At 63.0% G+C, this 18,404-nt stretch carries 19 protein-coding genes and 1 tRNA gene; 15 read left to right on the top strand and 5 right to left on the bottom strand.

Annotation, left to right across the window (positions count from 1 at the left end; translation table 11 throughout):
• Positions 1-50 precede the first annotated feature (50 nt).
• From H7993_RS07595 to H7993_RS07560, 8 genes are all read left to right on the top strand, one after another.
• Positions 51-2,282: a DNA internalization-related competence protein ComEC/Rec2 gene (locus H7993_RS07595; protein WP_185793953.1), complete on the top strand. Its 2,232-nt coding sequence runs from the start codon at positions 51-53 to the stop codon at positions 2,280-2,282.
• An 80-nt stretch (positions 2,283-2,362) separates the two neighbouring features.
• Positions 2,363-2,998 carry a MotA/TolQ/ExbB proton channel family protein gene (locus H7993_RS07590; protein WP_163007608.1) on the top strand — a complete coding sequence of 212 codons (636 nt, stop codon included), beginning with the start codon at positions 2,363-2,365 and terminating at the stop codon, positions 2,996-2,998.
• Positions 2,995-3,423 carry an ExbD/TolR family protein gene (locus H7993_RS07585; RefSeq protein ID WP_122479328.1) on the top strand — a complete coding sequence of 143 codons (429 nt, stop codon included), beginning with the start codon at positions 2,995-2,997 and terminating at the stop codon, positions 3,421-3,423. Before H7993_RS07590 ends, H7993_RS07585 begins: the two co-directional genes overlap by 4 nt.
• Positions 3,423-4,418 (top strand): tetraacyldisaccharide 4'-kinase, encoded by a 996-nt coding sequence (lpxK, locus tag H7993_RS07580; protein WP_185793952.1) that lies wholly within the window; start codon positions 3,423-3,425, stop codon positions 4,416-4,418. The genes H7993_RS07585 and lpxK overlap by 1 nt, the downstream gene beginning before the upstream one ends.
• Positions 4,419-4,443: 25 nt before the next feature.
• Complete coding sequence (locus tag H7993_RS07575; protein WP_122479326.1) at positions 4,444-4,629, top strand: Trm112 family protein; 186 nt, start codon at positions 4,444-4,446, stop codon at positions 4,627-4,629.
• On the top strand, positions 4,626-5,390 hold the full coding sequence (gene kdsB / locus H7993_RS07570) for a 3-deoxy-manno-octulosonate cytidylyltransferase (RefSeq protein ID WP_185793951.1): 765 nt from the start codon (positions 4,626-4,628) through the stop codon (positions 5,388-5,390). Before H7993_RS07575 ends, kdsB begins: the two co-directional genes overlap by 4 nt.
• A 35-nt stretch (positions 5,391-5,425) precedes the next feature.
• Complete coding sequence (gene murB / locus H7993_RS07565) at positions 5,426-6,448, top strand: UDP-N-acetylmuramate dehydrogenase (RefSeq protein WP_342214369.1); 1,023 nt, start codon at positions 5,426-5,428, stop codon at positions 6,446-6,448.
• Between the two features lie 40 nt (positions 6,449-6,488).
• Positions 6,489-7,082: a nucleotidyltransferase family protein gene (locus tag H7993_RS07560; RefSeq protein ID WP_185793949.1), complete on the top strand. Its 594-nt coding sequence runs from the start codon at positions 6,489-6,491 to the stop codon at positions 7,080-7,082.
• Between the two features lie 65 nt (positions 7,083-7,147).
• On the opposite strand, the gene H7993_RS07555 is transcribed toward H7993_RS07560, so the two are convergent.
• Positions 7,148-7,224 (bottom strand) — tRNA-Met (locus H7993_RS07555).
• A 254-nt stretch (positions 7,225-7,478) separates the two neighbouring features.
• On the opposite strand from H7993_RS07555, the gene dinB reads away from it, so the two are divergent.
• The gene (gene dinB / locus H7993_RS07550; protein ID WP_185793948.1) at positions 7,479-8,543 is read left to right on the top strand and encodes a DNA polymerase IV; all 1,065 of its coding nucleotides are present in this window, start codon (positions 7,479-7,481) and stop codon (positions 8,541-8,543) included.
• Between the two features lie 9 nt (positions 8,544-8,552).
• Here the strand turns inward: dinB and H7993_RS07545 are convergent, their stop codons facing one another.
• The 3 genes from H7993_RS07545 to H7993_RS07535 form a co-directional block, all read right to left on the bottom strand.
• A complete protein-coding gene (locus tag H7993_RS07545) occupies positions 8,553-9,503 on the bottom strand; it encodes a hypothetical protein (protein WP_185793947.1) in 951 nt (316 codons plus the stop codon).
• Positions 9,504-9,518: 15 nt separating this feature from the next.
• Positions 9,519-11,234 carry a proline--tRNA ligase gene (locus H7993_RS07540; protein WP_185793946.1) on the bottom strand — a complete coding sequence of 572 codons (1,716 nt, stop codon included), beginning with the start codon at positions 11,232-11,234 and terminating at the stop codon, positions 9,519-9,521.
• 162 nt (positions 11,235-11,396) lie between these two features.
• A complete protein-coding gene (locus tag H7993_RS07535; RefSeq protein ID WP_122479320.1) occupies positions 11,397-12,668 on the bottom strand; it encodes an OprD family porin in 1,272 nt (423 codons plus the stop codon).
• An 840-nt stretch (positions 12,669-13,508) separates the two neighbouring features.
• Here H7993_RS07535 and H7993_RS07530 point away from each other — a divergent pair.
• Both H7993_RS07530 and H7993_RS07525 read left to right on the top strand, forming a co-directional pair.
• Positions 13,509-13,940 carry an HIT domain-containing protein gene (locus H7993_RS07530; RefSeq protein ID WP_185794199.1) on the top strand — a complete coding sequence of 144 codons (432 nt, stop codon included), beginning with the start codon at positions 13,509-13,511 and terminating at the stop codon, positions 13,938-13,940.
• On the top strand, positions 13,937-14,143 hold the full coding sequence (locus H7993_RS07525) for a SlyX family protein (protein WP_049861523.1): 207 nt from the start codon (positions 13,937-13,939) through the stop codon (positions 14,141-14,143). The genes H7993_RS07530 and H7993_RS07525 overlap by 4 nt, the downstream gene beginning before the upstream one ends.
• Before the next feature lie 63 nt (positions 14,144-14,206).
• On the opposite strand, the gene H7993_RS20820 is transcribed toward H7993_RS07525, so the two are convergent.
• Positions 14,207-14,797: a cold-shock protein gene (locus tag H7993_RS20820; protein WP_049861522.1), complete on the bottom strand. Its 591-nt coding sequence runs from the start codon at positions 14,795-14,797 to the stop codon at positions 14,207-14,209.
• A 314-nt stretch (positions 14,798-15,111) separates the two neighbouring features.
• Between H7993_RS20820 and H7993_RS07515 the strand changes: the two genes are divergently transcribed.
• The 4 genes from H7993_RS07515 (at position 15,112) to aspS (ending at position 18,347) form a co-directional block, all read left to right on the top strand.
• Positions 15,112-15,582, top strand: a complete 471-nt coding sequence (locus H7993_RS07515; RefSeq protein WP_185793945.1) for a Dps family protein — start codon at positions 15,112-15,114, stop codon at positions 15,580-15,582.
• A gap of 318 nt (positions 15,583-15,900) precedes the next feature.
• Positions 15,901-16,188, top strand: a complete 288-nt coding sequence (locus H7993_RS07510; protein WP_122479717.1) for a ribbon-helix-helix domain-containing protein — start codon at positions 15,901-15,903, stop codon at positions 16,186-16,188.
• A gap of 60 nt (positions 16,189-16,248) precedes the next feature.
• Entirely contained in the window at positions 16,249-16,470 is a 222-nt protein-coding gene (locus H7993_RS07505) for an FmdB family zinc ribbon protein (RefSeq protein ID WP_122479318.1), read from the top strand.
• Between the two features lie 101 nt (positions 16,471-16,571).
• Positions 16,572-18,347, top strand: coding sequence for an aspartate--tRNA ligase (gene aspS, locus H7993_RS07500; protein ID WP_122479317.1), 1,776 nt, complete (start codon positions 16,572-16,574; stop codon positions 18,345-18,347).
• Positions 18,348-18,404 lie beyond the last annotated feature (57 nt).

Raw genomic sequence — 18,404 nt, 5'->3', positions numbered from 1 at the left:
CGGCCCGTTTGCCCTTAGCCTTGCCCGGCGGTTTTTCCAGGGAGGAAGGTATGCGCACAGCGATGTTGGCGTTGGCGACCGGGATGGTGTGTCTGCGTTGGCTGCCGGCGCTTCCGTCGCTGGGTTGGTTGGTAGGCATGAGCGCGGGCGGGGTGTTGTTGCTGGCAGTGCGCCGCTGGCATTGCGGGCTTTTCCTGCTGGGTCTGTGCTGGGCCTGCCTGCACGCTCATTGGGCGACGAACGGCCAGTTGGTGGCGGCGCTGGACGGACAAACCCTGTGGCTCGAAGGGGAGGTGGTGGGCCTGCCGGCAACCAACGGCAGCACGGTGCGCTTCGAACTGGCCGAGGCCTGGTCGCGCCGTGCGCAGCTACCGTCGCACCTGCGCCTGGCCTGGTATGGCGGCCCGCGGGTCGTCAGCGGCGAGCGTTGGCGGCTGGCCGTGAAACTCAAGCGGCCGCGGGCATTGGTCAACCCCGGAGGTTTCGACGCCCAGGCCTGGGCCCTGGCCAAGGGCATCGGCGCCACCGGCAGCGTCAAGGCCGGCCAGCGGGTGCGGGCGGCCCGTCTGGCCTGGCGCGATGGCGTGCGCCAGCGGCTGCTGGCTGTGGACAGCCAGCAGCAGGGCGGCACGCTCGCCGCCTTGCTGCTGGGCGACGGTTCGGGCGTGTCCCGCCAGCAGTGGGACGTTCTCCAGGCCACGGGGACCGTGCATCTGTTGGTTATCTCCGGCCAGCACGTCGGCCTGCTTGCGGGGTTGCTGTATGGCCTGGTTGCCCTGTTGGCAAAACTCGGTGTCTGGCCGGCGCGTTGGCCCTGGTTGCCCTGCGCCTGCGCATTTGCGTTCACCGGCGCGTTGGCGTATGGGCTGTTGGCCGGCTTCCAGGTGCCGGTACGCCGAGCCTGCATCATGATCGCCCTGGTGCTGTTGTGGCGGCTGCGCTTCCGCCACCTGGGCGTGTGGTCGCCGCTGCTGCTGGCATTCACCACGGTCTTGCTGGTCGACCCCCTGGTCAGCCTGCAGCCGGGATTCTGGCTGTCGTTTTGCGCGGTGGGAGTGCTGCTGCTGACGTTTTCCGGACGTCTGGGCGGTTGGCGCTGGTGGCAGGCCTGGACGCGCGCGCAGTGCTGCGTGGCGGTGGGTCTGCTGCCGGTGATGGTGGCCTTGGCGTTGCCGGTGAGTATCAGCGGGCCGCTGGTGAATCTGCTGGCCGTGCCCTGGATCAGTCTGCTGGTGCTGCCGGTGGCCATGGCCGGTGCCGTGCTGCTGCCAGTGCCCTGGGTGGGCGAAACCCTGCTGTGGCTGGCCGGAGGCGCACTGCGCGGCCTGTTTCAATGGCTGACCTGGGCCGCCGAGTGGGGGCCTTCCTGGCTGCCGCCGGGGCTGTCGCCCGGGGTATGGCTGGTGCTGGTCATCGGCGTGCTGCTGCTGTTGCTGCCGGCCGGTATTCCATTGCGCTGGTTGGGCGTGCCGATGGCCGGGCTGCTGTTGTTCAGCCCGCGTCAGGCACCGCCCGTGGGCCAGGCCGATATCTGGGTGCTGGATGTCGGCCAGGGGCTGGGTGTGCTCGTGCGCACCGCCCACCACCAGTTGCTCTACGACACCGGTCCCGGCCTGGGCGAAATCGACGCCGGCGCCAGTGTGGTGGTGCCCAGCCTGGTAGCCCTGGGCGTGCGGCGCCTGGATGCGATGATCATCAGTCATGCGCACCTCGATCATTCCGGTGGTGCTGGCACCGTTATGCGACGCCTGCCGGTCGACCAGACGCTGGCCGGTGAGCCCGACCTTTTGCCCGCCGCGTGGCAGGCGCAGCCTTGCGAGCCCGGGCGCAGTTGGGAGTGGGACAAGGTGAAGTTCGTCTTGTGGCGCTGGCCGTCGGCCGTGCCCGGCAATCCCGCCTCGTGCGTACTCTGGGTCGAAGCCAATGGCGAGCGCCTGCTGCTCAGCGGCGACATCGACGCGGCGGCCGAAAAAGCTTTGGTCGCGAGCGGTTTGCCGGTTCAGGCGCACTGGTTGCAGGTGCCGCACCACGGCAGCCGGACGTCATCGAGCAAGCCCTTGCTGGATGCAGTGCGTCCACAGGCAGCGTTGATCTCCAGGGGGCATGGCAATACCTTCGGCCATCCCCATGCCTCCGTACTGGCGCGTTTTCAGGCATTGGGCATCGCCACCCACGACACCGCCGAGGACGGCGCGTTGCGTGTCCGCCTGGGTACCTTTGGCCCGGTGCAGCGGCAGCGCTCCCAGCGACGTTTCTGGCGCGAGGCACCCGACCACCCCTGAGCTTTCCAACGGTCATCGCACGCTTCGACGCGCCTCACCCCTATGGTAGAGTGGCGAACTTTTTCGAGGGGATCGTACCTGTGTGGGAATTGGTTAAGTCTGGCGGCTGGATGATGTTGCCAATCATAGTGAGCTCCATCGTCGCCCTGGCTATCATCGCCGAGCGCTTGTGGACCTTGCGTGCCAGCCGTGTTGCGCCTGCCCACCTGGTCGGCCAGGTCTGGCGCTGGAAGAAAGACAAACAGCTGAGCAAGGAAAAGCTCAAGGAGTTGCGTGCCCACTCGCCGCTTGGCGAGATCCTCGCGGCTGGCCTGGCGAATTCACGCCATGGCCGCGAAATCATGAAGGAAAGCATCGAGGAGGCGGCCAGCCGGGTCATCCACGAGCTGGAACGCTACATCAGTACCCTGGGCACCATTGCCGCCATGGCGCCGCTGCTGGGTCTGCTCGGCACGGTGATCGGCATGATCGAGATCTTCGGCTCGTTCACCGGAGGCGCCGTCAGCGGTAACCCCGGTGTCATGGCAGGCGGTATCTCCAAAGCGCTGGTCACCACGGCTTCCGGCCTCATCGTCGCGATCCCGGCGCTGTTCTTCCATCGCCTGCTGCAACGGCGCATCGACGAGCTGGTGGTGGGCATGGAGCAGGAAGCCATCAAACTGGTGGAAGTCGTGCAGGGTGATCGCGAGGTCGACCTGGCCGAGGAAAAAGCGTGAAGTTTCGTCGTCGCAGTCGGGAAAACATCGAGCTCAACCTGATCTCGCTGATAGACGTCGTGTTCGTGCTGTTGCTGTTTTTCGTCATCACCACCACGTTCACCCGCGAAACCCAGCTGCGTGTCGAGCTGCCGGAAGCGGTGAACGGCGCGCCGGAACAGGCCAGCAACCTCAAACGCATCGACATCGCCATCAGCGCCGAAGGCGTCTATGCGGTGAACAACCAGTTGCTACCGAAAAGCGACCTGCCGACCCTGCTCGACGCCCTGCGTACCGCATCGGCCGGTGACAGCTCGCTGCCACTGTCGATCAGCGCCGACGGCAAGACGCCACATCAAGCGGTCATCAGCGCAATGGACGCGGCCGGCAAGCTGGGTTTCAGCCAGATCAGCATGATCACCGTCGAGGCGCAGGCGAATCCCTGATGAGCTTCGCCGACCGATTGTCCGCCGCCTGGTATGCCGGTCATCGCGCGCTGTGGCTGTTGCGTCCGCTGGAATGTCTGTATCGCAGTGTCGTGGCGCGTAAGCGTCGGCGATTCGAGGCCGGGCAGGGCGCAATCTACCGCGCCCCGGTGCCGGTGCTGGTGGTCGGCAACATCACCGTGGGTGGCACCGGCAAGACCCCGATGATCCTCTGGCTGATCGAGCACTGCCAGGCGCGCGGCCTGCGCGTTGGCGTGGTCAGTCGCGGCTACGGCGCCAGGCCACCGAGCCTGCCATGGCGGGTCCGCGCCGATCAGGACGCTGCCCAGGCGGGCGACGAGCCGTTGCTGATCGTGCGGCGCAGCGGGGTGCCGCTGGTGATCGACCCCGACCGTGGCCGTGCCGTACGTGCGCTGCTCGAAGCCGAGCCTGTGGACCTGGTGCTCAGCGACGATGGCTTGCAACACTACCGCCTGGCGCGCGACATCGAACTGGTGCTGATCGACGCGGCGCGCGGGCTGGGCAACGGTCGCTGCCTGCCCGCCGGCCCGTTACGCGAGCCAGTCGAGCGCCTGCAGTCGGTCGATGCTGTGCTGTGCAACGGTGCCGCCGGCGATTCGGCGCAAGGCTACGGCCTGACCTTGCAAGCCCGGGCGCTGATCCACGTGCGCAGCGGCGAGCGCCGGCCGTTGAGTCACTTCCCGCCAGGGCAGGCAGTACACGCCGTGGCCGGGATCGGCAATCCGCAACGTTTCTTCGACACCTTGCAGGCGCTACACTGGCAGCCTGTCGCTCACGCTTTCGCCGATCATGCCCGGTTAACGCCGCAGGCCCTGTGTTTCGAGCCACCGTTGCCCGTGGTCATGACCGAGAAAGATGCCGTGAAGTGCCGCGAGTTCGCCGCTGCGGATTGGTGGTACCTGGCCGTCGACGCCCAGCCTTCGCCCCATTTCATCGGTTGGCTCGACCAGCGCCTGACCAGCCTTTTGCCCTGATCCCCTTGCCCTGAAGGATTTTTCCATGGACACCAAACTGCTCGATATCCTCGCCTGCCCGATCACCAAGGGTCCGCTCAAGCTCAGCGCCGACAAGCGCGAGCTGATCAGCAAGGGCGCTGGCCTGGCCTATCCCATCCGCGACGGCATTCCGGTGATGCTGGAAACCGAAGCGCGGACCCTGACCGACGACGAGCGCCTGGATAAATGAGCACGGCTTTCACCGTAGTGATACCCGCGCGGTACCAGTCGACCCGCCTGCCGGGCAAGCCACTGCAGATGATCGCCGGCAAGCCGATGATCCAGCATGTCTGGGAACAGGCCTGCAAGAGTTCGGCTGCACGGGTAGTGGTCGCCACCGACGATGGCCGCATCGAGTCCGCCTGCCGTGCCTTCGGCGCCGAAGTGGTGATGACTCGCCCCGACCACGAATCGGGCACCGACCGTTTGGCCGAGGTATGCCAGGCATTGGGGCTGGATGCCGAGTCCATCGTGGTCAACGTGCAAGGCGACGAGCCGTTGATTCCGCCCGTGGTCATCGACCAGGTGGCGGCCAATCTCGCTGCCAGCCACGAGGCCGCCATGGCAACCCTGGCCGAGCCGATCACGGACGTGGAAGCGTTGTTCAACCCCAATGTGGTCAAGGTGGTCACCGACCTGAACGGCCTGGCGCTGACCTTCAGCCGAGCACCGCTGCCGTGGGCGCGCGACGAGTTCGCCAACGATCGCGATGCCCTCCCGGCTCAGGTGCCCTACCGTCGTCACATTGGTATCTATGCCTACCGTGCCGGCTTTCTGCAGGACTTCGTGCAGTGGGGCCCGTGCTGGCTGGAAAACACCGAGCGCCTCGAGCAGCTGCGTGCGCTCTGGCACGGGGTACGCATCCATGTGGCCGATGCCGTGCAGGCGCCGCCCGCCGGTGTCGACACCGAGCAAGACCTGGAGCGCGTACGGCGCCTGCTGGAGGCTTGATGGCAGCCCATGGCAACGTTCCGGCAGGTGAGCTGGTGAACCTGGACATTCGCGCCAATCAGTCGCTCAAGCCGTACAACACCTTTGGTATCGAGGTGAAGGCGGCGTTTCTGGTCGCGGTGCATGACGATATCGAGCTGATCCAGGCCTTGGCCTGGGCCACCACGAACGGTCTGCGTGCGCTGGTGATCGGTGGTGGCAGCAACCTGTTGCTGACCGCCGACCTCTCCGACGTACTGGTGGTGCGCATGGCCAGCCGCGGCGTGCGCGTGCTCGCAGAGGCCGGTGATCAGGTGCTGCTGGAAGCCGAAGCCGGCGAGCCGTGGCATCCCTTCGTATTGCAGACGCTGGAACGGGGTCTGGCGGGCCTGGAAAACCTCAGCCTGATTCCTGGAACCGTGGGTGCGGCGCCGATGCAGAACATCGGTGCCTACGGCGTCGAGATCAAAGACGTGTTCGCCGGCCTCACTGCGCTTGACCGGGATACGTTGCAGATACGCGACTTCAGCGCCGCCGAATGCGCATTCGGCTATCGCGACAGCCTGTTCAAGCGCCAGCCCGGCCGCTGGGTGATCCTGCGCGTGCGCTTCACGCTTTCACGTTCCGCGCCGGTGCATCTGGACTACGGCCCAGTGCGTCAGCGGCTGGCCGAACAGGGTATCCAGCACCCGACGCCCACCGACGTCAGCGCCGCCATCTGCAGCATCCGTCGAGAAAAGCTTCCCGACCCTGCCGAGCTGGGCAATGCCGGCAGCTTCTTCAAGAACCCGGTCGTGACCGCCTCGGTGCTGGACGCCATTCGCAGCGAGCATCCCGATGTGGTTGCCTATCCCCAGGCCGATGGCCTGTACAAACTGGCGGCGGGTTGGCTGATCGAGCGCGCCGGCTGGAAGGGCCATCGCGAGGGCGACGCCGGCGTGCACCGCTTGCAGTCATTGGTGCTGGTCAATCACGGCAATGCATCGGGCAAGCAGCTGCATGCCCTGGCCCAGCGGATCCAGGACGATATCCAGTCACGCTTCGGTGTGGTGCTGGAGATGGAACCCAATCTGTATTGAGCGTCCGTACGGCGCATCGTGACTATCGGAGCTTACCCCCATGTCAGCCATCACCGCCCCCTGTGCCTTGATTCTCGCTGCAGGGCAAGGGCGCCGTTTCCAGGACGCCGCAGGGCAGGGCAGCGACAAACTGCTTGCACGGTGCAGCGGGCTGGACGGCATCGAGCGCAGCGTCATCGAACAGGTGATGCGCAACCTCGGTGATACGCTCGAGCGGCGTGTGCTGGTCACCCGTGCGCACAAGACGCAGCTGATACAGCTGGCCGAAACCTACGGCTGCGAGGTGGTATTGCTCGACTCCGCAGGCATGGGCGACAGCCTGCGCACGGGTGTCGAAGCCAGTCTGGATGCCGATGGCTGGCTGGTGTGCCTGGGCGACATGCCGTTCGTGACTCCCGCAACGTTCGCCAGGGTAAGCCAGTGCATGGCGCCGGAGCGTATCTGCGTTGCCCATGGCGCTCAGGGTCACGGGCACCCGGTAGGCTTTGGCCGCACCTTTCGTGAGCAGTTGCTGTCGCTGCAGGGTGATCAGGGGGCTCGACGATTGTTCGCCGAGGCACACACGCAGCGGGTGGCGTGCGACGACCCAGGGATCTATCGCGATGTGGATCGGCCAGGCGACCTCGTGGGGTAACAGGTCGGCGAACAAATTGCAGGCAACAAAAAAGGCCACTTTTTCAAGTGGCCTTCTTCGTTGTTTGGTTGCGGGAGCCGGATTTGAACCGACGACCTTCGGGTTATGAGCCCGACGAGCTACCAGACTGCTCCATCCCGCGTCTGTGTGGGCTATTCTACAGCGCAGCGCCTGCTTGTCAAACCCTGATTTCAAGAAAACTCTTTTCCATCAATCGCTTAGCTTTGCCGATAGTGCTACGAGTCAGGCGGGGCGGGGCTTCCAGCGGTATTGGGGGGATTTGTCGATGGGCAAAAGAATGCGCGCCGGGCTTTGGCCATGGCGCTTATCGCTGCGAGTGAGATAATACCGTTGTTTTTGTACGATCTTTTACCAGCTTGGTACCCCGCCCAGACCATGACGCAGCGCAAGATCATCCATGTCGACTGTGACTGCTTCTATGCCGCCATCGAAATGCGTGACGACCCCCGGCTGGCCGGCAAGCCACTGGCCGTCGGCGGCTCGGCGGAGCGTCGCGGGGTGATCGCCACCTGCAACTATGAAGCCCGCGCCTATGGTGTGCGTTCAGCCATGAGCTCGCGGCACGCGCTCAAGCTGTGCCCTGACCTGACCATCGTCAAACCGCGCATGGATGCCTATAAAGAAGCGTCGCGGGAGATTCAGGGGATTTTTCGCGAATACACCGACCTGATCGAGCCGCTGTCGTTGGACGAGGCCTACCTCGACGTTTCCGACTGCCCGCATTTTTCCGGCAGCGCCACGCGAATTGCCCAGGACATCCGGCGCAAGGTATCCAAGCGCCTGCACATCACGGTTTCGGCGGGGGTGGCGCCGAACAAATTTCTGGCCAAGATTGCCAGCGACTGGCGCAAGCCGGATGGCCTGTTCGTCATCACCCCGGCACAGATCGAAGACTTCGTCGCCGCCTTGCCGGTCACCAAGCTGCATGGCGTAGGCAAGGTCACCGCCGACAAGCTGGCCCGCCTGGGGATCGACAGCTGCCTGGAACTGCGTGAATGGACCAAGCTGGCGCTGGTGCGCGAATTCGGCAGCTTTGGCGAGCGTCTCTACAGCCTGGCACGGGGCATCGACGAGCGTGTGGTGCAGAACGACAGTCGGCGCCAGTCCATCAGCGTGGAAAACACCTACGAGACGGACCTGCCGGATCTGGCCAGTTGCCTGGACAAGCTTCCAGAGCTGATGCAGACCCTGGCCGAGCGCATCGACCGGATCGACAGCAGCTATCGTCCGGGCAAGCCTTTCGTCAAAGTGAAGTTTCACGACTTTACCCAGACCACCCTGGAACAGGCAGGGGCGGGCAGGGACCTGGAAAGCTACCGGCAGCTACTGGGTCAGGCCTTCGCCCGTGGCGGCAAGCCGGTGCGCCTGTTGGGCATCGGCGCGCGCCTGCTGGACCTGCGTGGGGCCCACGAGCAGCTGGAACTGTTCAGCGACGGCTGACCGGCTGGCTCAGGTCCCGGGATCGGCGACCAGTCGGCCGGTGTCCCTGCGCAGCGACTTGAGGAAATCCTGCTGCAATTCGGGGTCGTTGCGGGTCAGCTCGATCAGGCTCTGTTCCAGTTCGCTGGCTTCGTCTTCCAGGCCCAGTTCGGCCAGGCGCTTGACCCGATACACCCACTGACCGATCTCGTCACCTTCCAGGTCGTCGAAAATCAGCGTGTGCGCTTCGGCCAGTTTGCCGCGCAGGTCCGGGCTCACCGGCAGCAGGGCGCTGGCCCGGGTCTGGGTTTCCTCGTCCACCACGCTCAGTTGCAGACGTGTGACGTGGGTCAGATCCTGTTCCGCAAACGGGTTGTCGAGCAGGTTGATGCGCAACACACCGTTGGCGTCGGTTTCCAGGTCATAGGTCTTGCGGCCGGTGCCCACTTGTACAGGCCGCTCGCTCCATGGCGTGCTGTCGTGCTCCACGCGCCTGTCGGTCTGCACCTCGTCGATACCGGCAAGGTTCTGCTCGGCACGGCCGTTGGACTGCACGTTCATGAACGGATTGAGTCCGGCGAAACCATAGCTGACCCAGTCCTTGGTCACGCTGTCGGGCAGGCTGCCGAAGGTCGCCACGTTCACCACGTTGGCGCCGACGCCGGCGACCACGGCCACCACCCCTAGCGGAATCTCGTAGACTTCACGCCAGGGTTGATAGGGTGTGTAGCGGTCGTAGTGACGTGTGGTCTCGAACGCCGTGACCTCGAAATCCTTCAGTTCGCGAATGCGCACGCGACGTTGCGGCGTCTGCAGCACCTCGGGCTTGCCCAGGTCGATCTGCACGCTGTGTTCGAGCAGCTTGCGCTCGATGCGCTCTTCGTGTTCGTTGCGCTGCGACATCTGGTTGGCACAGCCACTGACCAGCAGGGTGCTGCACAGGGCAGCACCACCGAAGGCCAAGGTAGTTCGCTTGAACATGGTTTCTCGAATCTGTCAGCGGCGCACGCGAGCCTGGATGAAAGACAGGACGTCGTCGACAGGCAAGGCCTGTGCGGCTTCCTCGGTACGGCTCTTGTATTCCAGGTTGCCTTCGGCCAGGCCACGGTCGCTGATGACGATCCGATGGGGAATGCCGATCAGCTCCATGTCGGCGAACTTGATCCCGGGGCTGGTTTTCTTGTCGCGGTCGTCCAGCAGCACTTCGAAGCCCGCCTCGGTCAATTCCGCGTACAGCCGGTCGGTGGCTTCGCGCACTTGCTCGGTTTCGTAGCGCAACGGCACCAGGGCGACCTGGAAAGGCGCCAGGGTATCGCTCCAGATGATGCCGCCAGCATCGTTGTTCTGCTCGATGGCAGCGGCCACCACGCGCGACACACCGATGCCGTAGCAGCCCATGGCCAAGGTCACCGGCTTGCCGTTCTCACCCAGCACCTGGCACTTCATGGCTTCGCTGTACTTGGTGCCCAGCTGGAAGATGTGACCCACCTCGATACCGCGCTTGATGGTCAGGGTGCCCTGGCCATCCGGGCTGGTGTCGCCGTCGACCACGTTGCGCAGATCGGCAATCTCCGGGAGGGGCAGATCGCGCTCCCAGTTGACGCCGAAGTAATGCTTGTCGTCGATGTTGGCGCCCACGGCGAAGTCGCTCATGAAAGCTACCGAGCGATCGATGATGCAGGTCAGGGGCAGGTTCATTGGGCCCAGGGAGCCTGCGCCCGCGCCGATGGCATCACGCAGTTCCGCTTCGCTGGCCATGACCAGCGGATTGGCAACCAGCGGTTGGTTGGCGGCCTTGATCTCGTTCAGCTCGTGATCGCCACGGATGATCAAGGCAATCAATTTGCCTTCTTCGGCGGCGTGGACCACCAGCGTCTTCACGGTCTTCTCGATCGGCAGGCCGAAGTTTTCCACCAGTTGGGCGATGGTCTTGGCGTTGGGCGTGTCGACCAGGCGCAGTTCCTCGAGTGCGGCGCCACGCTCGGTTTCACGGGGGATCGCCTCGGCCTTCTCGATGTTGGCTGCGTAGTCGGACGTATCGCTGAAGACGATGTCGTCTTCGCCGGACTCTGCCAGCACATGGAATTCGTGGGAGCCGGCGCCGCCGATGGAGCCGTTGTCGGCTTCCACTGCGCGAAATTTCAGGCCCAGGCGGGTGAAGATGTTGCTGTAGGCCAGGTGCATGCGGTCATAGGTGGCCTGCAGCGAGGGCTGGTCGGCGTGGAAGGAGTACGCATCCTTCATGATGAACTCGCGACCGCGCATCAGGCCGAAGCGCGGACGGATCTCGTCACGGAACTTGGTCTGGATCTGGTAGAGATTGATGGGCAACTGCTTGTAGCTGTTGAGCTCGTTGCGCATCAGGTCGGTGATGACTTCTTCGTGGGTGGGGCCGGCGCAGAAGTCACGGTCGTGGCGGTCCTTGAGGCGCAGCAACTCGGGACCGTACTGCTCCCAGCGTCCCGACTCCTGCCACAGTTCGGCCGGCTGGATGCCGGGCATGAGCACTTCGAGAGCGCCGGCGGCGTCCATTTCCTCGCGCACGATCCGCTCAACCTTGCGCATCACCCGAAGACCCATCGGCAACCATGTGTACAGGCCCGAAGCGAGCTTGCGGATCATGCCGGCACGCAGCATCAGCTGATGGCTGATCACGACCGCATCGGAAGGGGTTTCTTTCTGTGTGGCGAGCAGATATTGACTGGTGCGCATGGTTGACCGTTGTCTTCGCGAAATTTTATCGAGGTCTGGCATTGTACGGGGGTGATTGGGCGACGTACAGGCGTAGGGCCGGGCTTTGCCGGGCGTTGCCGTCCAGACGCAGAAAAGCCCGGCAGAGCCGGGCTTTTCGAGGTGAAGCGACCTGCTGGGCGGTTACATGATGCTCAGAGGGTACTCGACGATGAAACGCAGGTCGTTGTTCGACGGACCGTAGTCGGCATCGTAGGCGTTGTTGGCGCGGTAGATGGCGCTACGCAGGCGGAAGGACATGTCCTTGATCGGGCCTTGCTGAACCACGTACTTGGTTTCGAAGTCCCACTCGTGCTCTTTGCCTTCTTCGCCGTTGCTGGCTTCGATGTTGTCGCCAGTGATGTAGCGAGTCATGAAGCTCAGGCCGGGTACGCCGTAGGTTGCCATGTTGATGTCGTAGCGAACCTGCCACGATTTCTCTTCGGCGCCGACGAAGTCGGAGTACTGAACGGAGTTGTTCAGGAACACGGTGCCGCCGCCGTCCACGCCGTAGGCGTAGCCGGTGTCGCCGGAACTGCGCTGGTAGCCCAGGGTGAACTTGTGCGCGCCCAGGCTATAGGCAACCGCGGTGCTCCAGATCTTGTTGTCGACGTCGCCGCCCAGATCTTCGCCCTGGCTCTTGGTGCGATAGGCGTTGAAGTCGAAGTTCAGCGACTGCAGGTCGTCGATCGGCAGGGTGTAGTTCAGGTTGACGTACTGACGCTTCCAGTAATCTTCCACGTCGGACGCAGCGACCGTACCGGTGAAGTTCTTGGTGAAGGCGTAGGTGGCGCCGGCGATGTCGGCGGACTTCAGGCCCAGGGAGTCGTGACCCATGCCGGTCTGCGCGCTCATCGAGGTGAAGCGACCGATGTTCAGGGTCAGGTTGTCGATTTCGTTGCTGGTGATCGACGTGCCGGTAGCGACTTCAGGCAACAGACGGCCGTCATCGGTCGCGAAGACCGGGCTGGCAACGATCTGCTGGCCGTATTTGAGTACGGTGTTGGAGAAGCGGAACTTGACGGCCGCTCCGCCCTTGGTCTGGCTGTGTTCCAGGTTGCCTTCGTCGTCGGCTGCGAACAGGCCGTTGCTGCGGCGACCGGTACCGCCGTCCAGGCGCACCGAACCGAAGCCCATTGCATCGACACCGGCACCGATGGTGCCTTGGGTGAAGCCCGATTCGTAGAACATCTGGGCGCCAAGGCCAGTGTCTTCACGATAGCCCTTGTCGCTGCCTGCGGTAGGGTTGCCTGCGCCGTGCTTGTAGTCACGGTTCATGTACAAGGCACGCAGCTTGAGGTTCAGGGTGCTGTCTTCCACGAAACCCTTGGACTCGTCCTGGGCGGAGGCCAAAGCCAACTGCGAGGTGCCGGCTGTTACAGCCAGTGCGATCATGCTCCACTTCATCACGCGCATCGTGATTTGCTCCTTTGGTTTTTAAGAAGAGTAACCACTGCCTCACCTGTTTTTTTATCTGAGGCAGTTCTTTCTTTTTATGACGGCGCGGAACGTATACCACGCCGGTCATGTTGGCGATACTTCAAGTCCGCTGTTGCATGTCCAGGCTTACAACCACACTTGGGTTGTGTGCCTGCACTAACGTGCGTCATTGATTCACTGTTTCCGTTTGTTCCGGTTTCGTCTTCCCACGTCCCCGGTGACCGTGCTGGGATGAATGCAACAAGCGTGCACAAACGTGCCAGCAGTTCACATATTTTTCACTTTTCTTCCAGTGGTTCGGCCAAGCCCGCGTAAAACCGGCGCATCGGGCCATTCCTGCTTTCCTCGGTAACGAATACCGCTGTGCGAGTGAATCCTGTTTCGCGGCGCAAACGTTACCGCAGGGTGACAAGAGTGGGTAGATTGCGAGGCCTTGATGCACCGAGACCTTCCCTGGTGGACCTTTTTGGTGCGAAAGGTGACGTCCTGAATGGCAAGGCTAGACCACCGACAGGAATTGGCAACGCTGTGCCCACGTAAAGAAGGACCGCTTGTCAGGCAGTTACGCGCGGTACTGCATAAAGCGCGTGAACTGCAGCGAAAGGCGGTTCGGCAAGCCCTGATGCCGCGGGCGATCCTGGGGCGGAAGGCACCAAAACCGTGCTTCGCTTACGACTCGGTGCGAGATGCGCCGGTTGCAGGCATGTCGAGTTGATGCCGGTGGGTTCGGAAAAAACCGATCAGGCACGCTATCCTTGGCATTCGATGATTCGCGGCCATGCCTCGATCCCCCATTCCTTCCTGTGGAGAACGCCCGTGTTCAGCCTGGATGCCCGACTTGCCGGAGACGCTCATGTCATCGGTGACTTCGCACTTTGTCGCCTGCTGCTCAGTAATGACGCCAGGTATCCCTGGTTCATTCTGGTGCCGCGACGCCCGGATATCACCGAGGTCTTCGAACTCGATGACGCAGACCGTGAAGTGCTGTGGAGCGAAACCAATGCATTGGCCAAGTTGCTTCACCAGCACTATGGCGCCGACAAGATCAACATCGCGACCCTGGGCAATGTCGTGAGTCAGTTGCATATGCACGTGATCGTTCGCTACCGGGCCGACGCGGCCTGGCCTGCGCCCGTGTGGGGCAAGCTGCCGTCCATGCCTTACACCGCCGAGCAATTGGTGGCGGTTCGCCAAAGGCTGGCAGGCGTGCTGGGCACCGATTTCATTTTTACGGAGGGCAGGGCATGAGTCTGGAAGATCGCGTGATGGAGCTGGAGACACGTCTGGCTTTTCAGGATGACACCCTGTCTTCGCTCAGCGACGAACTGATCCTGCAACAGCGGGCGATCGAGCGCCTGCAGATGCAGCTGGCCGCGCTGCTCAAGCGTCAGGAAGAAATGGTCGGCCAGTTCGAAACGGCTACCCAGGAGGCGCCGCCGCCGCATTACTGAAATCTTTTTTTCGGCAATGAAAAACGCGGGCAATGCCCGCGTTTTTTTATTGCTGCATTGGAGTCAGCGACGTGGCGATGCCGCAATCACGTCTTCGGCCTGCAGACCCTTGTCACGGTTCATGACCGAGAACTCGACCCGTTGGCCTTCGACCAGCACGCGATGGCCTTCGCCACGAATGGCACGAAAATGCACGAAGATGTCGTCGCCGGAATCGCGGGAAATGAAGCCGAAGCCCTTCGACGTGTTGAACCACTTCACCGTACCGGTATCGCGGTTGGTCATGTCGTACTGCACGGCGCTGGGTGCCGGTGACGCGCGGTAGAAGCTGATCGACAGGTGCGCCAGGCACGCGAGCAGTGCGCACAACAGGCCCGGCAGGATGCCGATGGCCGGCAGCGGCACCAGCAACGTCAGGGTCTGGGTGATCACCGAGGCAACCAGCAGCACACTGACCAGATTTTGCAACAGATGACGTGGGCCTTTGTTCCAGCGCGGTATCACTGGAGCCAAAAGCAGGTTGAGCAGACCGAACAGCGCCAGGTAGATTGCGTCGGGTTGTTGCAGGTAAGGCGCTACATCGGCCCGCAGGCTTGGTATGAACGACAGCAGCACGGCCGCTGCGCCCGTCAGGAGGTGGACGATTTTCAACATTTGATTGGCTCACTCTAAGATCAGGCATCAGGAAGAGCTGATACCGCAACAAGCACAGCGTTGGGGTGACAATAATTGCCGAGCATCTGCAGGGATCAGCCTATGCGCCACGGCTTGATGAATCGCCCCGGCGGCACGCGGTCTATTTAACAGCAAAGCCCGATCCTTCTCAAATCGGCCAGAGCGGCGCCCGACGCCGTCGGGCGGATAGCCTGCGCAACTTGCCCGAGGCCGGAGCTGCGTGGGTCGATGGGTCTTGGTAAAGTGGGCATCCACCCGTGGTGGTATACATTCATCGTCATCAAGGACATCACATGGCAATCGATATCGGCATCAGCGAAGAAGATCGCAAATCGATCGTGGACGGCCTGTCCCGTCTGCTTTCCGACACCTACGTCCTGTACCTCAAGACGCACAATTTCCACTGGAACGTGACCGGCCCGGCTTTCCGTACCCTGCACCTGATGTTCGAAGAGCAGTACACCGAACTGGCGCTGGCCGTGGACTGCATCGCCGAGCGTATCCGTGCCCTCGGTTTTCCCGCGCCTGGCGCCTATTCGGTCTATGCCCGCCTGTCTTCGATCAAGGAAGAGGAAGGGGTGCCCTCGGCCCAGGACATGATCAAGCAACTGGTCGAAGGCCAGGAAGCCGTCACCCGCACGGCCCGCGGTATCTTCCCGCTGCTGGACAAGGTCAGCGACGAGCCGACGGCCGACCTGCTGACCCAGCGCATGCAGGTGCACGAGAAGACTGCCTGGATGCTGCGTTCGCTGCTCGAAGGCTGATCCCTGGCGACACGGCGGCGTCTTTTGCACTGCTGCGCCCGCCGTGTCGATCCAGCTTTTCCCGCTTGCCACCGGCCTGGGTACGGGGGGTTCGCTCCTACCCAACGACGCCGCTCTTCGTACGTATGCACTTCCGTATTCCCCTGTCGTCATCGTTCGCCGATACGCTTCCATAGATCCGTCAGCACACCTCCAGGGTTGGAGGGGCGATCATCAAGGAAGCACTGATCCATGGAACGGAACATCATCGTCACCCGGGCGCGCCAGCTCGATCGATCGAGCAAGCTTGCCGTCGATCCCTACTCGGACAACTTCGACATGGGCCTGGCCAGGCCTGTCTCGCGTTCGGTTCGCTTGAACGGTTTCGCCACCTGCCTGCGCCTGGAACGGATCTACTGGGAGATTCTCGAGCGCATCGCCCTGGCCAATGAATGCACGGTGAACGCGCTGCTTTCCTACGTCGACCGCGAAGTGCACCTGCGCCATGGCGGCGTCAAGAATTTCAGCGGACTGGTGCGGGTAGTCTGTGTCACCTACTTGATGGGACGTGATCGAACGTCGTCTGTTACCTTGGACGGCTGCGCAGCGTCGATTAACCGGATATAATCCCGCGTTTCGCCCTGGCGCCGCTTGCGCCGCGGTCATTTGGTTGCCGAGACACTACCCATGCCGATGTACGACTATCAATGTGCTTCCTGCGGTCATCAGATGGAAGTCATTCAAAAGATCAGCGCCGAGCCTTTGACCGATTGCCCTGCCTGCCAGGCGCCACAACTGAAAAAGGTGCTTTCCATGCCGGGCTTCCGCCTCAGCGGCACCGGCTGGTACGAGACCGATTTCAAGACCGGCAACAAGAAGAATCTGGCAGGCGGCGACAAGGCCGAGTGAATTGCCCGGCCCCGGCCTGCTCCTGCACTATGTCCAGGGTGCCGCGTGTCCAGCTACACGCCGTCATCGAATCATGAATTACGAGAAGTGAAACCACTACTATGATGCGCAGCCACTATTGCGGCCAACTGAACGAGACCCTGGAAGGTCAGGAAATCACCCTGTGCGGCTGGGTCCATCGCCGTCGCGACCATGGCGGGGTGATCTTCCTCGACATTCGGGATCGTGAAGGCATGGCCCAGGTGGTCTTCGACCCCGATCGCGCCGACAGCTTCGCCGCCGCCGATCGCGTGCGCAGCGAGTACGTGGTCAAGGTCACCGGCAAGGTCCGTGCGCGGCCCGCCGGCGCAGTCAATCCGAACATGGCGTCTGGCGCCATCGAAGTGCTGGGCTACGAGCTCGAAGTGCTGAACGAAGCGGAAACCCCGCCGTTTCCGCTCAACGAGTACTCCGACGTGGGTGAGGAAACGCGCCTGCGCTATCGCTTCATCGACCTGCGTCGTCCCGAAATGGCCGAGAAGCTGCGCCTGCGCTCGCGCATCACCACCAGCATTCGCCGCTACCTCGACGAAAACGGTTTCCTCGACGTCGAAACGCCGATCCTGACCCGTGCCACCCCCGAAGGCGCACGTGACTACCTGGTGCCCAGCCGTACCCACCCCGGCAGCTTCTTCGCCCTGCCGCAGTCGCCCCAGCTGTTCAAGCAGCTGCTGATGGTGGCCGGTTTCGATCGTTACTACCAGATCGCCAAGTGCTTCCGCGATGAAGACCTGCGTGCCGATCGTCAGCCCGAGTTCACTCAGATCGACATCGAGACCAGCTTCCTCGACGAGAGCGAAATCATCGGCATCACCGAAACCATGGTGCGCAAGCTGTTCAAGGAAGTGCTCGACGTCGAGTTCGGCGATTTCCCGCACATGACCTTCGAAGAAGCCATGCGCCGCTACGGCTCGGACAAGCCCGACCTGCGCAATCCGATGGAACTGGTCGACGTCGCCGATCAACTCAAGGATGTCGAGTTCAAGGTCTTCAGCGGTCCGGCCAACGACGCCAAGTGCCGCGTTGCCGCACTGCGCGTTCCAGGCGGGGCGAGCATGCCGCGCAAGCAGATCGACGATTACACCAAGTTCGTCGGCATCTACGGCGCCAAGGGCCTGGCCTACATCAAGGTCAACGAGCGCGCCAAGGGGGTCGAGGGCCTGCAGTCGCCGATCGTCAAGAACATCCCTGAAGCCAACCTCGACGTGATCCTGGATCGCGTTGGCGCGGTCGATGGCGACATCGTGTTCTTCGGTGCCGACAAGGCCAAGATCGTCAGCGAGGCATTGGGTGCGCTGCGCATCAAGCTGGGCAACGATCTCGACCTGCTGACCTGCGAATGGGCGCCGATGTGGGTCGTCGACTTCCCGATGTTCGAAGAGAACGACGACGGCAGCTTCAGTGCGCTGCACCATCCGTTCACCGCACCCAAGTGCACGCCTGCAGAGCTGGAGGCCAACCCGGCCACTGCCCTGTCGCGCGCCTATGACATGGTCCTCAACGGCACCGAGCTGGGCGGCGGTTCGATCCGTATCCACCGCAAGGACATGCAGCAGGCCGTGTTCCGCCTGCTCGGTATCGAAGCTGCGGAACAGGAAGAGAAGTTCGGCTTCCTGCTCGACGCGCTGAAATACGGTGCACCACCCCATGGTGGCCTGGCCTTCGGCCTGGACCGTCTGGTCATGCTGATGACCGGTGCGCAGTCGATCCGTGAAGTCATCGCCTTCCCGAAAACCCAGAGCGCCGCCGACGTCATGACCCAGGCGCCTGGCGTGGTCGATGCCAAGGCGCTGCGTGAACTGCACATTCGCCTGCGCGAACAGCCCAAGGCCGAGTAACTGCTGACAGGGCGCATCTTCGGATGCGCCCTTGCGTTGGGCGGTGGAAAAACCTTG

Origin of the sequence: Pseudomonas baltica, assembly GCF_014235765.1 — a bacterium.
Lineage (GTDB): Bacteria > Pseudomonadota > Gammaproteobacteria > Pseudomonadales > Pseudomonadaceae > Aquipseudomonas > Aquipseudomonas baltica.
Note: the sequence above shows the minus strand (reverse complement) of the source record. Positions and strands in the feature narration are given on the sequence as shown.

Bases quoted from the DNA above. Each gene is read 5' to 3' on its own strand.
- H7993_RS07575 (WP_122479326.1), top strand. From the start codon at position 4,444: ATGGACACCAAACTGCTCGATATCCTCGCCTGCCCGATCACCAAGGGT.
- H7993_RS07560 (WP_185793949.1), top strand. From the start codon at position 6,489: ATGTCAGCCATCACCGCCCCCTGTGCCTTGATTCTCGCTGCAGGGCAA.
- H7993_RS07515 (WP_185793945.1), top strand. From the start codon at position 15,112: ATGGCAATCGATATCGGCATCAGCGAAGAAGATCGCAAATCGATCGTG.
- H7993_RS20820 (WP_049861522.1), bottom strand. From the start codon at position 14,797: ATGTTGAAAATCGTCCACCTCCTGACGGGCGCAGCGGCCGTGCTGCTG.
- H7993_RS07595 (WP_185793953.1), top strand. From the start codon at position 51: ATGCGCACAGCGATGTTGGCGTTGGCGACCGGGATGGTGTGTCTGCGT.
- dinB (WP_185793948.1), top strand. From the start codon at position 7,479: ATGACGCAGCGCAAGATCATCCATGTCGACTGTGACTGCTTCTATGCC.
- aspS (WP_122479317.1), top strand. From the start codon at position 16,572: ATGATGCGCAGCCACTATTGCGGCCAACTGAACGAGACCCTGGAAGGT.
- H7993_RS07540 (WP_185793946.1), bottom strand. From the start codon at position 11,234: ATGCGCACCAGTCAATATCTGCTCGCCACACAGAAAGAAACCCCTTCC.
- H7993_RS07525 (WP_049861523.1), top strand. From the start codon at position 13,937: ATGAGTCTGGAAGATCGCGTGATGGAGCTGGAGACACGTCTGGCTTTT.
- lpxK (WP_185793952.1), top strand. From the start codon at position 3,423: ATGAGCTTCGCCGACCGATTGTCCGCCGCCTGGTATGCCGGTCATCGC.
- kdsB (WP_185793951.1), top strand. From the start codon at position 4,626: ATGAGCACGGCTTTCACCGTAGTGATACCCGCGCGGTACCAGTCGACC.
- H7993_RS07535 (WP_122479320.1), bottom strand. From the start codon at position 12,668: ATGCGCGTGATGAAGTGGAGCATGATCGCACTGGCTGTAACAGCCGGC.
- H7993_RS07545 (WP_185793947.1), bottom strand. From the start codon at position 9,503: ATGTTCAAGCGAACTACCTTGGCCTTCGGTGGTGCTGCCCTGTGCAGC.
- H7993_RS07505 (WP_122479318.1), top strand. From the start codon at position 16,249: ATGCCGATGTACGACTATCAATGTGCTTCCTGCGGTCATCAGATGGAA.
- H7993_RS07510 (WP_122479717.1), top strand. From the start codon at position 15,901: ATGGGCCTGGCCAGGCCTGTCTCGCGTTCGGTTCGCTTGAACGGTTTC.